The sequence below is a fragment of the Pseudonocardia sp. ICBG1034 genome (assembly GCF_020131375.1).
GTDB classification, from domain to species: domain Bacteria; phylum Actinomycetota; class Actinomycetes; order Mycobacteriales; family Pseudonocardiaceae; genus Pseudonocardia; species Pseudonocardia alni.
In genome coordinates this window covers 1-12,322 of record NZ_JAHLEK010000011.1, presented here as the reverse complement: position 1 = coordinate 12,322, position 12,322 = coordinate 1, and the positions used below count along the sequence as shown (strand labels likewise).

The following is a 12,322-nucleotide window of genomic DNA, read 5'->3' as shown; positions in this document are numbered from 1 at the left end:
CGATGCGCCAGCGCAGCACGTCCGACACGTTCTCGCCGAAGTACCAGCCGCGGCGCCGTCGGCGACCTCACGCAGCAAACCGCTCCGGGTCATGCCCCCGACCTCGGCCTCAGCGAGCACGGTCAGCAACGAACCGCGCCCCGACTCACGCTCCACCCGCCCGGCCACCGCAGACCCGAGCCCACGCTCCAGCAGCCCCGCGGAACGCTTCTCACCCTGCGCGCGGGCGAGGTCGAACCAGTCACCAGCCAGCGTCACCAACGACCGCGCCCGCCCCTCGCCCTCCTCCGCTGTAGCCAGGGCCGAGACCTGCGCACCGCTGTGCTCGACCAGGGCAGAGAACCGGCTGCGCGCGGTCTCATACATCGCCTGCTGGTCGTGCTCATCAGCCGGACGCTCCGACACCAACCACACGTGGTTGGACTCGCGTCCCCGGGTGATCGCCGGATAGGCCGCGTGCCGGCTGCTGCCCTCGTCCGCGACGAAGTGCCGGTGTCCACGGTCAGCGACTGCGAGGCGTGCACCGTCACCGCATACGCCAGCGTCAGGTGCTCCTCGGCGTAGGCGGCGGGGAAGTGCGCGATCGCGCCGTGCCGGTCCCGCCCCAGCACCGTCCCCTCTGACGTCGCGCCGACCACCGTGTAGATCTCCCTGTTTGTCACCGGCTGCACCACCCCGGTTCGACCGTCGACGCGCACAGCCGGCTCCACCAGCAGACCGCGGTCGTTGCGCCGGGCCTGCACTCGGTCCCCGACCGACACCTTCTGCCCGCGGTGGATTCGGCTCACCGTGCGCCCGTCGACCCGCCCGAGTCGGATGAGTTCCTGGCGCAGTCTGCGCGACAGGTCCGCAGCCTGGTCGTTGGTTCCCACTATCAGCAGGGACTGCTTGCCCGCGACGGTGTCGGCGAGCCATGCCTTCCCGGCCTGTGCCTGCATCTGCTCCAACGTCCCCGCCGCAACCGGCCACGGGTCAGGTACTCCGCCACCGCGGCGGTGTCCCCACCGCGCACCAGCAGCGACGCCGCGCGCTCCCAGGACTCGGCGAAGCGGTGCACGACCACCAACTCCGACACGCTCGCCGCGTGCCGGGTCAGGTGCTCGAACAACCCGCCCGCCTCGACCGCGCCCAGCTGCTCGTGGTCACCGGCCAGGACCACTTCGCGCCGGCCTCGCGCGGCCAGCCGGGTGATCAGGTGCAGGTCTATCGTCGACGACATTCCCGGCCTCGTCCACGATCAACAGGTCCCCGGCAGACAGCCGCTGCCGAACGTGTCCGGTTTCATCCGGGGTGAACCGGTGCTCGAACATCGTCGTGTTGATCGCCGGGATCCCGTCCCCACGCAGGTTCTCCGCGGCGACCTGTGAGGTCGCCAACCCCAACACCCGGCCACCGATCTCCCGCGACCAGATCTCTGCGAGCGCGCCCACGGTGCGGGACTTCCCCGCACCCGCCGGGCCGACCAGGACGTCCCCTGCGACCCTCGACGTCAGGATCGCCACGACGGCGTCGACCTGGTCGCCGCTCATGCCCTGCCCGACCAGCTCCTCCCGCACCGCAGCCGCCCGGCCTGCGGCCAACCCCACCTCCAGCGGTGCGCTCACGCGAGCGACGACAGCCTCCTCGCGCCCGACGTGTGTGACCGAGGAGTAGCGCTCCCGATGCGCCCCGCGCAGGACGTAGCCACCATCACCGTCGCGCCGCAGCCCGCCGGGAACTTCCACCGGTTCGACCATCGACACCTGCACCACGTCCGCGCGGCGGACCGCGTCACGGGCGAGGTCCTCGAGCGCGGCCGCGCGCTGCGCCGGCGTCGCCTCCCCCAGCCCGAGACCCACCCACCGGTCCCCGACCTCGGCCTTGATCGCCAGCGTCAGGTTCCCGATGTCCCACACCGCGTACCGGCCCGTGACCCGCTCCACCGCCGCCCCCAGCAGCTCCTCCGGTCGACCGGCTCCGCTCGCTCACCCCGCACCGGCTGTCCCTGCGCGGCGGCCTCAGCCGCGTCGGACAATGCACCCTGCAGCTCCCGCGAATGCGCCCGCGCCCAGCGCCGCAACGCCTGCGGCCCGGCGTCCGCGGACTTCGGCGCCCGGGTGTCCAGCACCGCCATCCGCGCGATCCGGTGCATCGCCGCCGCACTCGGCGCCCGCCCAGTGCGCGACCGGAACTCCTCCACCAACGCCGCGATCCGCGCATCCACCTGCCCGGTCCGAGTCGACGCCGCGTCCATCAACGCCTGGTCGACACCGGCGATCTCCCGCGCATGCCCGTCCGGACGCTCCCGCCACGCAACCCCTACCGCGGCGGTGACCAGCTGCTCGAGGGCTTGCTGATACACCGCATCCACGGCCTGCTTCAACCCTCGGAACGACGCCCCGTCCAGGGCCGTGATTCGGCCATCCGCGGTCGCGGTCCGGTTCAACAACGCACCGTGGGTGTGCAACTGAGGCTCGTCCTCACGGTTGGTCGAGTGCCCCCACAACGTCCACGTCGTCCCCTGCCCCCGCTCGAACGTCCCCATCCCCGCCCGCGACCGCGGACCCGAATGCCGGCCCGTCCGCGTCACCGCAACCCGCTCATCGGCGAACGACACCGCCGTCTCCACAGCCCGGTCGTGCGCCGCACGCACCGCCGCGGCCTCACCATCCGCACCGGCCGCGAGCAACGCCGCGTAGAACACACTCACCGACTTCGGCGCACTGAACGTCCAGTCGTAATACGCCACACTCCGACGCGTATCAGCCTCCGCCGCCCGACGAATCTCCTCGACCCGCTCCTCAGCCGGCACACCCGCCTCACGCCTGATCGCCCGCTCGACCCGCTCCTCCACCGCCCGGTACTTCCGCGGCCGGTTCCCCAGATAAACCGGGTCCTCCTCCGAAGACTCCGGGCGACGCAGCTGACCGAACACCGCCCGCACATCCTCAGCCACCACCGCCTCACCGGCAGCGAACGGCAGACCCAGCGCCACGATCCCCGACCCAAACCAACGGCCCTCCGGCTCACCGTGCTCGACAGCCGCGGCGTAGTAACCCGGCCCATCCGTGCCCTGCTCGGCGCCCTGCTCAGGGCCGCGGTGCGCGGCACAGCCGGAGCCACGGAGCAGGTACTCGACCGCCCCCGCCCCGACCGTGTTGATCCGCAGCATGATCCACATCTTACCGCACCCAACCGAAGATCATCAGTTGATGCATAGGTCTGTTAGCGGAGAAGCGGTGACGATGACTGGTGGGATGGCAGCATGGGTGTGTGGAACGACATGGAGATGTCAGCGGGAACGACAGGTCGTGTCAGCAGACGGCGCCACGGAGATGTCAGCAGCTGTGGGACGGCGCAACGGGAACGAAGGTGCCCGGCGACAGCCCTGTGGAGCGACAGCTCGATGTCAGTGGAAAACGACAGATCGAGTGTCAGTAGACGACAGCTTGGCTGTCAGTGCTTTGATCTTGGTTGAAGGTTGGTGGCGCCGGTGAATGTGGTCGCGAAGGTCTCGGGCGTGTAGCACTTCTCGCGCGGGATGGCGGCCTCGCCGGCCGGCAGACCTGCGAGGTCGGCGCCGGCGCGGATTCGGTGCGCGAGGCGCCGCCCGAGCAATGCCTTCCCGTCACGCCCGATGAACAGTGCCGGTGGCGGGTCGTCCCGCGACGCGCGGTCGAGCAGCAGCGCCCGCAACATTGGGCGTGCCTGAGGGGGGACGCGGAAGGTTCCGGTGTAGGCGCGGACGTGGCGGCCGCACGGGTCGGTCCAGTCGAGTCGGGTCTTCGCGAGCCAGGGTGCGCTGCTGTCAGTGGCCCGGGCCAGGGTCAGCGCGCCGACGGCGAGCGGGCAGGCCAGCCGGCGGAGCCGAGTGACGGTCTCGGGGCTGAAACGCGGCCCGAGGTAGCCCAGCAGGCGGGTGTCGGTCGCGAGCGCGGGCAGGACGAGGTGCAGGCCTGCGTCACGCAGCCCCACCCGGGCAGCGTGCAGGCGCAGCAGCAGGTCATCGCCGTCGTGCGCGTCGATGGTGAGGTTTTGCAGCAGCACACCGAGCGCGCAGTCGGGCCGGACCTTCCGGGCCCGGATGCGAGTGCGTTCGGTGTAGATCCGCCAGGCGCGCCCCGCCCGAGCGGCGAGATCGCGCACCGTTGCGTACTGCTCCTCGGCGGTGGGCTTCTGGCGGTCGGCGGCCGTCGGCACGGTGAGCAGCGCGAGCATGGCTGGCCAGGGCAACGTTGTCGGAGTCCGCGCGCTGTGCAGTGGCCCGTGGGCGACCCTCCACACCTGCACCCCGGTGGCGACGGCGAGCCGGTCGACCGCGGCGAGGGTCGAGAATGGGAGCAGATGCGCGCGCAGCACCACCAGGTGGTGCACCTGCTCCGCGCGCAACCAGAGCTCGAGCAGCCCCGGCGCGCTGCTGCGCGGGCCGGCGGCATCCAGAGCTCGCCGGTCCTTCCCGAGGGCGAGCAGCACGTCGCGGGCCAGCACCGGCCACGGCGAGCCCGGCGCCGCCAGGCAAACGACCACCCCGTCCGCGAGGTCGTGCACCCCGAGCAGCGCCCGCACACAGGCGTGGTCGTCGTCGGGATCGAGCACCCACCGCAGCCCGGTCCCCGAACCGGGCCTGTCATGGCGGTAGCCGGCTCCCGGAGCCGCCGCGGCCGCCCTGATGGCCGGTGGCCGCACGTCGGTGGCCGCGGACCTGCGCGTGGCCGACGCTGTGGCCGACACGACAGTGCGCTGCGTGGCCGCGTGTGCGCGGCGGCCACCGGTCGCGGTCCCGCAGCTCGCGGCCGCGACCGAGCCGGTCACGGCCCTCCAACCAGAAGCGGGCTCATCCGGTGATCGCGGCGCCGTGCAACGCGAACGCGTTCGCCACGATCCTCGCGTCGAGCACCGGGTGGTCGTGCTCGGCGCACAGCTGCGCGGCGGACTGGGTGAACGAGGCCCAGTCGCGCAGGTTCCCGTGCGCGAGATGGTCATCGACCTGCACCAGCAGCTCCGGGTCGACGCCCTCGTAGATCGGGTGGAACCGCGGGATCAGCTCCAGCACCTGCGCGCTGGTGAGAGGTTCGAGCCGGACCCGCCGGTAGATCCGCGAGCGCAGCATCGGCTGGGCCGAGAGGACCTGCCAGGCCCCGTCGCCGCCGACCAGGAGCAGCGCGAACCGGGTCCGCGGGTGATCATGCAGATGGCGCAGGAACTCGATGCACTCGGTGTTGAGCCGCTGGGCCTCGTCGACCACCACCACGCGCGGACGTGTCGAGAGCTCCTCGATCACCGCGTCCATCAGCACGAACCGGCTGCGTGCCCGCCCGGCTGGCGACCCGGTCAGCTGCTCGAACAGCGTCGCGGCGACCAGGCGCATCGTCGGGCGCGACGGGAACGACGACCACAACCCCGCCTGCGAGCGGGCCGCCAGCGCGGACTCCACCGCGTAGGTCTTGCCCATCCCGGCCGGGCCGTGGACCACGCCCATCGCTGCGGCGTCGACGACGTGCCCGACGGCCTGGTCGACCAGCTGCAGCCCGGTGGTGGGCAGCACCCGCGCCCCGGGCAGGTCGAGGAAATGCCGCGCCATCAGCCCTGCTCTCCGTCCTGACCGCCGACGCGGCGCTCGGTGTCCTGCTCGGTGTCCTGCTCGGTGTCGTGGGGTTGGTCGAGATCGACCGGTGCGGGCGAATCGGCGGCCTCGCGGAACTCGGGGTTCCAGTAGGCGAAGTCGCTCTTGAGGTCGAGCAGGTCGGTCCGCGCCAGCCGCGCCAGGGCGGCGTAGTCCGGGCCCTCGTCCCCGCGCCGGCGACGGCGCCGGTCGCGTTCGGTGCGGGCGGTGTCGTTGGTGATCACGGTGGTGTCCTCGACCTCGCCGGGCTTGGTGATCGGGGCGAGCTGGGCGCGGGCACGCCGGCTGGCGCGGCGGTGCCGCCGTCCCAGCTCGGCGGCGTCGGCGCGGCGCCGCTCGAGGACCGCGTCGCGCTGTTCGGAGGTGAGGGTGTCCTGCGGGAAGGCCGTGGCCAACCAGTGATCGCCGCGGAACAGCTCGATCTGGCGCAGGTCGTGCGGGGTGTAGCGGACCTGGAGGCGTTCCCCGACCAGCTCGTTGAGCTCCGGGGCGATGAACCGCACCCCACCGAAGTGGATGCCGTCGCGGTTGACCGTGCGCTCGACGTCGGCCATCAGCATCCACCGCAGCTGGGCCGGGTCGAGCTCGCGGAGCGGGGTGGCGTCCTCACCCCAGCGCACCAGCGGTGTCGTGCTCAGCTCGGAGTGCACCCGGGTGGTGTTGTAGCCGCGTACCCACTCGGCGAAGCGGTCCACGAACAGGCCCAGCGACATCGGCTCGGCGTCCGGGCCCAGCAGCGCCCCGTCGAGGCTGCGTGGACCGTCGGTGTGGAACGGCAGCCCGGAGAGGAACTCCTGGTCCAGGGTCCGGTTCGCCCTCTCGATCTTGCCCTTCAGATGTGGGGTGTAGCCCGGCGTCGGCACGAACTCGATCCCCAGCGCGGCGCACGAACGGCGTAGCGCGGCCGCGCTGAACTCCAAGCCCTGATCGGGGCGCAGCACCGCGGGCAGCCCACCGAAGGGGCCGCGGTCCGGGTCGATCACGATCCCGGCCCGCAGCGCGGCCAGCACCGTCGCCGAGGTCGGGCGCAGCGAGATCGCCCACCCCATGATCATCCGGGAGTAGGCGTCGAGGAACAGCGTGGCCCACGGCTTGGCCGGGCGCTGCGCGCGCGGCGCGAGCACCAGCACCGGCAGCTCGACATGGTCGCCTTCCCACATCGCGTTGCGCGCCGACGGCGCCCACCGCAGATACACCTCGTAGCGACGCCGGCCCTCCGCGCCCTCCACCAGCCCGGCCCGCTGGCCGGGAGTCAGCTGCGTGGCGAAGGCACGCTGCAGTCCGCGCAGCGACGGGCCTCCGGGCTGCGCGGCGTGCCGCTCGCGATGCACCGCGGCGACGTTGCCTTGCCAGGCCACGAACGCGTCGACGTCGGCGCTGGTGAGCTCGTACCGGCCACGATGGGCCGCCGGTTCACCGGGTCCGGCGTGTTCGTGGCCGGGATGTTCGCAACTCACGCGTCCCTGGTCGGCGTCACGGACGGCGAGCCAGCGCCACAGCGTGCGCTCGGTGACCCCAGCCCCAGCAGCGGAGGCCCGCACGACCGCGGTGGTGAGTTCACCGGCGGCGCGCAGCTCGCGCAGCCGCGCGACCAGCAGCGCCTTCATGCCGGGGCCGAGGCGGGTCATCGCGACATGTCCACCACGCAGCCCGGGCAGACCGGCCCGGCAAGGCGCCACCCGGTCTCGACGAGCCACGCGTCGATCGCCGCGGTGACCTCGAGGTCGAGGTTGGTGAGCTCGCCGGCGAGCAGCGGCCCGTCCCCGCAGCGGGCGCACACGACCTCGTCCACCGGGCCGTCCGGGGCGCATCCCCGGCAGAACCGCCGCGACGCCGGCCCGCGCCCGGCCGGGTCGGGCATCAGCCACTCGGTGGCCAGGTCGGCGACCTCGTCGGCGGTCGTGGCCTGCCGGCCACATGCCGAACACCGCACCTCGACCGCTGCGCGGGACGACGGGAGCGTCCGGGGCCTCGGGCTCACGAGCGGGGCTCCCCACCCAGAGTGGGGTCCACGGCCAGAGTGGGGTCCGCGGCCAAGGTGGGGTCCTCGGCGGCGGTGATCGGCTCCGGCGGCCGCGCCGGCAGGTGCCGATACAGGGTGGTGCGCGGGATCCCGGTCTTGGTCACGATCTCAGTCATCGTGTCGCCCTGGTCGCGGAGATGGGTGGCGTAGGCGATCTGGTGGGTGTCGACGGTGACCGGCCGCCCGACACGACGGCCTTTCGCGGTCGCCACCGCGCGGGCGTGCGCGGCCCGCTCAAGGGTGTAGGTGCGCTCCATCTGCCCGAACAGCGCCAGCAGCACCACCGCCAGCTGCGCCATCGGGTCGTCGGGGTTCGACGAGTCCACCCGGATCGGGTCGGCCAGGTTGCGGACCCCGACCCCGCGCTCCGAGAGGTCGTGGATCAGGTTCAAGGTGTCGCGCACCGTGCGCCCGAGCCGATCCAGCGTGTGGACCACGATCACGTCCCCGGAGCGAGCGTAGGCGAGTGCGGCGGCCAGGCCGGGACGGTCCGAGCTGGCTCCGGAGCGCTTGTCCAGATAGATCCGCTCGGCAGGGATGCCGACCTGGCCGAGTGCGTCGATCTGACGCTCGAGGTCCTGCTTGGCCGTCGACACCCGCGCGTACCCGAGGTCCACACCGCGGAACGTACCGCTGGTCGGCTCCGGACGAGCTTTACGACACGCCGTTATGGCCACTACTTCTGGACCGCGACACGCCGAGCCCGCATGAGCCGGCGAGGGGCGACGGGTGACCGTCCCACATCCAAGGATTCGGGTCGCTCCAACGTTCGCGGAGTGGGCGGCGGGAGTCAGCGACAGCGCGTCACGTCGAGGCCGGCGCAGTACGGAACGTGGCGTCGGGGGCATGGCGCGCTCGCAGCGAGGTCGCCCGCACAGCGAACCGAACCGCGCTACCCAGACGTACGTTTTGAGTTGCGCGAATATAGACACACGAACCATGAATCGCTAGAATGGGTCCTGGCCGCAGCCAGGCCACCAGGGTGGTGACCAGCGCGGCGGACTGTGGAGGAGGTGGCCGTTGTGGTCGTGTACGCCGCCGCCAGTCGGCCCCTCTCGCCCCCGCTCCGGTCCGCGCACAGCGCTGGGGTGGGACCAGCGAGCGGACCGGCCCCTGACGAGAACACGGTGCACGTCACGGCCGCTCAGCTCGGCGCGGGCGCAGTGACCATGGCCGGGTTGTACCTGGCGTTGTTGTCATCTTCGATGCCCTGGAGCGCCATCGCCTCGGACGCCGACTCGGGAAGCGCTGCGTCCCCGCTCGCGGTCTCGGACATGGTCGTGGGCCTCGTGCTGATCGTGCTGGGCCACGTTGGCTGGACCGCGAACTCCGAAGGATCGCGTCGCGCCGGGTGGGCCGCCGCGGTGCTCGGGGTATGGATCGCGCTCGCCCCGGTCGCCCCGGGCGGGCCCACGATCGGATGGGCGACGGTGCTGGGCTCGGCCACAGCCGGGGTCGCCGTGCTCGCCGCTGCCCTCACCATGATCGTGACCGGTCAACCCCGGCGGCGGAAGAACCGCACCTCCCTGAACACGGGCAAGCACGGCCCCGGCAACCCCCCCACCCCTGGGACCCCCGCGCCACCCCCGCCACTCGCCGCGCCGGCCAGCCGGTGTCTGACCCGGGCAGCTGATCTGGCCCACCACGACCACCGACGACGACCCGTACCAAGCCCGCACCGGGGAGCTGCGACATGATCTCCACCCTCGACCACGCCGAGGTCCTCGATCCCACCTCGCGCGTCACGGCGTCCGACCCCAGAACCCGACCCGCCGGGCCCGATCACCCCGCGTCGAGGCCGCCGCGCCGCCTCGTGGTGGGGCTGCGCCCCGACGACAACGCCCCGGCCCTGCTGGGTCCTGCGGCCCGGCGCGCCCGCGCCGAACGCCGGCCCCTGCTGGTCGCCGTGGCCCGACCCGCCGCGCCGTGGACCACCGACGCCGTCGTCCACGCCGTGGCCGCCGACCGACTCGACAGCCGGCTCATCGCGCTCATGCGGACCGCCTGCGACGTCTGCGCCGACGCCGGCTGGCCCGCGACCACCGTGCTCACCGTCGCCGCACCCGGCGCGCTGACCCGCCGTGGCCGCGAGCGGCAGTGGCAGCGCCGGCTCCGTGCGCTGGCCCACTCGCTCGACGCCGAACTGCACCCACCCCACGGCGGCCACAGCCCGCCGAACGTCTCGCCGGGCCCGCGGCCCGCGGCCACGACGAGGAGCTCCTGAGATGGCCCGGCCCGTCCGCCCCGTCCGCCCCGGCGACCACACCCACCCCACCCCCGGCGGCCGGCTCCACATCCGCTCAGTCACCAGGGGAACGATCCTGGCCTTCCACGGGCGCCTGGCCCGCCACGACGCCGCCGTCCTCAGCCGCCACCTACACCAGCAGCTCGACCAGATCGTGCGGGTGCTGGTCCTGGACCTCAGCCACGCCGAAGTCCACGCCCCCGAGACGCTCGAGGTCCTGCGCTGCGCCCGCGACCGCGCCCACGCCGAGAACGTCGGCTTCCACATCATCGACCGCAGCGAACCGTCCCTGCACACCACCCTGCGTCAGCAGGAACGAGCCGGCGAACGCCCCGTCCGCCACGACGCCGCCCACCGCGCCCACCGATCCCCATCGGCACACGCTCGTCAGTGCACGAACCTCGGCACGCGAAGAGCGAGCCGCATGATGGCGTCGGTGGCGCACCGTCGTTCTCACACCAGCCGTTAGCAGCCCTTCAGTACCGGCGGCACGGTGCGTCCCACGTCCCGGATTCCGCGCCCCACTGGCGTGGCCCCCGGGGCGCGTGACCGGCGCGCCACTCGATCTCGACGCCCGCGCGCAACGCCTCACCCCCCGAGGCGCCGCGGGCGCGGGGGTCCGGCGCCGCCGACGGGCCGCCGGCCGAGCTCGGTCCACCCCCCAGGACCGAGACCCGGCCGGCGGCCCACCCACACCACCGCGACCACCGAGCGACCACTGAGCGACCACCCCAGGACGAGGATCGAGGGCGAGACGATGAGCCGACCCCCGCTGCCCTGGCGGGTTCTGGCCGACGTGATCGACCTCGGCGCCGAGGCCACCGCCGCGCTCGCACTGCTCGCCCTGCGCGCGGTGCACGCGTCGCCGCCCCGCCGCCCGCCGCAGCCCCGGCTGGTCCTGGTCACGACCGCGTCCGCCCCCGCGGCCGCGGCCCTGAGCTCGGCGGGATGACCCGCGGCCCAGCGCGAAGACCCCTGCGGCGCGGCCCACACCGACCGCGTTCCGGCCCCGACCTAGTGGAGCCTGCGATGCCCTCACCCGATGTGTTCGACCACGAACAGCCCCGCCGCGGGCGAGCACTGACGCCCGCCGAGCAGCGCACCCTGGCCGACATCAGCGCCCGACTCGATCTAAGCGACCCCCACCTCGGGGCCCGGCTGCGCCACCGAGCCCCGCGCCACCGCCCGCAGGAGCCCGCTACAGCGTCCACGAAGGGCTCCGCGTCGGATCGGGCGAGCGCCGCCCGCCCCGGCGAACGCCGTGACACCCGGGACGTCACCGACCGCCTGACCCACCGCGAGTGGAACCTCCTCGTCCAGGTCAGCATCGTGGTCGTGGTGGTGATCGTGCTCCTGCTGGCGTTCACCGACGGGGCCGTGACCGCGTTGCTGGCGCTCGGTCTCCTCATGGTCCCGCCCACCGTGCTGAACCTGCTGTTCCTGCGCCGCGACCCCACCCACCGCCCCGGTCCATCCCAGGTCCCGCACGATTGACCCTGGCTGTCCCCGGCCCGTCGTGCGAGGCTGAAAACATGAATCCGAGTCACACAGATGCTGGTCGAGGAGACACCAGTTGGGGTGGCGCCCGCCAAGGACCTGCTGGGGACCCGAGCGCGCCGCCCGATGCGGCGGGGGCCTCGGGGTGGACGTTCCTGACCAACCACGCCCACGTGCTGGTCGCGCTGGCCCGCGACCCGGACACCCGACTGCGCGACGTCGCGGTCCTGGTCGGGATCACCGAACGCTCGGTGCAGTCGATCGTGGCTGACCTCGAAGCCGCCGACTACCTGCAACGCGTCCGCGTGGGCCGGCGCAACCGCTACCAGGTCGACCCCTCCGGCCCGCTGCGCCACCCCGCCGAACGCGACCACGCCGTCGGCGAGCTCCTCGGCGTGTTCACCACCGGGCCCGCGCCCTCATCCGAGGCCTCGGACGAGGCGTCGGCGGCCCACCGCTGAGCGCGCGCACGGCCGCGGACGCGAGAGCCACCGTGGGTGTTGCCCAAAAACACGAAACATGCTTCACTTGAAGTGTCTGGAGGGGAGTATCCCGGCGTTCTCGTCGTCATCACGGCCCACCAGCGCGACCCGCACCCGCGGGACGCGCCGGGGCCCGGCGGGACGGACCCCCGCGAGGCCCCGCCACGGGCCGCGGCCAGGGTCGGGAGAGACCTCCGAGTGCCCGAACCGCGAACACTTGGAGGGCTCTGTCGTGGATGTCGCACTGTGGGTCTGGCTGGCGGTGCTGGCCGGGATCATCGCCATGCTGGCGGTCGATCTCGTCGCCCACCGCCACGCCCATGTCATCGGCGTCCGGGAGGCCGCCGCGTGGTCGGCGGTCTGGGTCGTGATCGGGGTGGCGTTCGGGATCACGGTGTGGTGGTTCTGGGGCGCGGAGTTCGGCCAGCAATACTTCGCCGGCTACCTGATCGAGAAGTCCCTGGCCGTGGACA

Annotated in this window: 14 protein-coding genes and 1 pseudogene; 5 read left to right on the top strand and 10 right to left on the bottom strand. The window is 72.9% G+C overall.

Annotation, left to right across the window (positions count from 1 at the left end; genetic code table 11):
• From KPF22_RS01325 to KPF22_RS01290, 9 genes are all read right to left on the bottom strand, one after another.
• Positions 1 to 405, bottom strand: a 405-nt coding sequence (locus KPF22_RS01325) for a hypothetical protein (RefSeq protein ID WP_224400984.1), incomplete at its 3' end; no start/stop codon positions are given.
• A 469-nt stretch (positions 406 to 874) separates the two neighbouring features.
• Complete coding sequence (locus KPF22_RS31750; RefSeq protein WP_255624075.1) at positions 875 to 1,219, bottom strand: AAA family ATPase; 345 nt, start codon at positions 1,217 to 1,219, stop codon at positions 875 to 877.
• Positions 1,143 to 1,922, bottom strand: a complete 780-nt coding sequence (locus KPF22_RS32875) for an AAA family ATPase (RefSeq protein WP_308010350.1) — start codon at positions 1,920 to 1,922, stop codon at positions 1,143 to 1,145. The genes KPF22_RS31750 and KPF22_RS32875 overlap by 77 nt, the downstream gene beginning before the upstream one ends.
• Positions 1,874 to 3,151 carry a MobF family relaxase gene (gene mobF, locus KPF22_RS01315; RefSeq protein ID WP_224400983.1) on the bottom strand — a complete coding sequence of 426 codons (1,278 nt, stop codon included), beginning with the start codon at positions 3,149 to 3,151 and terminating at the stop codon, positions 1,874 to 1,876. Before mobF ends, KPF22_RS32875 begins: the two co-directional genes overlap by 49 nt.
• A gap of 284 nt (positions 3,152 to 3,435) precedes the next feature.
• A complete protein-coding gene (locus KPF22_RS01310) occupies positions 3,436 to 4,575 on the bottom strand; it encodes a hypothetical protein (protein WP_224400941.1) in 1,140 nt (379 codons plus the stop codon).
• 238 nt (positions 4,576 to 4,813) lie between these two features.
• Positions 4,814 to 5,560 (bottom strand): ATP-binding protein, encoded by a 747-nt coding sequence (locus KPF22_RS01305; RefSeq protein ID WP_224400942.1) that lies wholly within the window; start codon positions 5,558 to 5,560, stop codon positions 4,814 to 4,816.
• On the bottom strand, positions 5,560 to 7,230 hold the full coding sequence (locus KPF22_RS01300) for a Mu transposase C-terminal domain-containing protein (protein WP_224400943.1): 1,671 nt from the start codon (positions 7,228 to 7,230) through the stop codon (positions 5,560 to 5,562). The genes KPF22_RS01305 and KPF22_RS01300 overlap by 1 nt, the downstream gene beginning before the upstream one ends.
• Positions 7,227 to 7,583, bottom strand: a complete 357-nt coding sequence (locus tag KPF22_RS01295; protein WP_224400944.1) for a hypothetical protein — start codon at positions 7,581 to 7,583, stop codon at positions 7,227 to 7,229. The genes KPF22_RS01300 and KPF22_RS01295 overlap by 4 nt, the downstream gene beginning before the upstream one ends.
• Positions 7,580 to 8,242: a recombinase family protein gene (locus KPF22_RS01290; RefSeq protein WP_224400945.1), complete on the bottom strand. Its 663-nt coding sequence runs from the start codon at positions 8,240 to 8,242 to the stop codon at positions 7,580 to 7,582. Before KPF22_RS01290 ends, KPF22_RS01295 begins: the two co-directional genes overlap by 4 nt.
• Before the next feature lie 1,076 nt (positions 8,243 to 9,318).
• Here KPF22_RS01290 and KPF22_RS01285 point away from each other — a divergent pair.
• A complete protein-coding gene (locus KPF22_RS01285; protein ID WP_224400946.1) occupies positions 9,319 to 9,849 on the top strand; it encodes a hypothetical protein in 531 nt (176 codons plus the stop codon).
• A gap of 151 nt (positions 9,850 to 10,000) precedes the next feature.
• Here the strand turns inward: KPF22_RS01285 and KPF22_RS01280 are convergent, their stop codons facing one another.
• Entirely contained in the window at positions 10,001 to 10,225 is a 225-nt protein-coding gene (locus tag KPF22_RS01280; RefSeq protein WP_224400947.1) for a hypothetical protein, read from the bottom strand.
• Between the two features lie 402 nt (positions 10,226 to 10,627).
• Between KPF22_RS01280 and KPF22_RS01275 the strand changes: the two genes are divergently transcribed.
• The 4 genes and pseudogenes from KPF22_RS01275 to KPF22_RS01260 form a co-directional block, all read left to right on the top strand.
• Complete coding sequence (locus KPF22_RS01275; RefSeq protein ID WP_224400948.1) at positions 10,628 to 10,822, top strand: hypothetical protein; 195 nt, start codon at positions 10,628 to 10,630, stop codon at positions 10,820 to 10,822.
• A 77-nt stretch (positions 10,823 to 10,899) separates the two neighbouring features.
• The gene (locus KPF22_RS01270; protein ID WP_224400949.1) at positions 10,900 to 11,364 is read left to right on the top strand and encodes a DUF3040 domain-containing protein; all 465 of its coding nucleotides are present in this window, start codon (positions 10,900 to 10,902) and stop codon (positions 11,362 to 11,364) included.
• A gap of 176 nt (positions 11,365 to 11,540) precedes the next feature.
• Positions 11,541 to 11,828, top strand: coding sequence for an AsnC family transcriptional regulator (locus KPF22_RS01265; RefSeq protein WP_308010347.1), 288 nt, complete (start codon positions 11,541 to 11,543; stop codon positions 11,826 to 11,828).
• 253 nt (positions 11,829 to 12,081) lie between these two features.
• Positions 12,082 to 12,322 (top strand): annotated as a pseudogene (locus KPF22_RS01260) (tellurium resistance protein TerC); the annotation flags it as partial.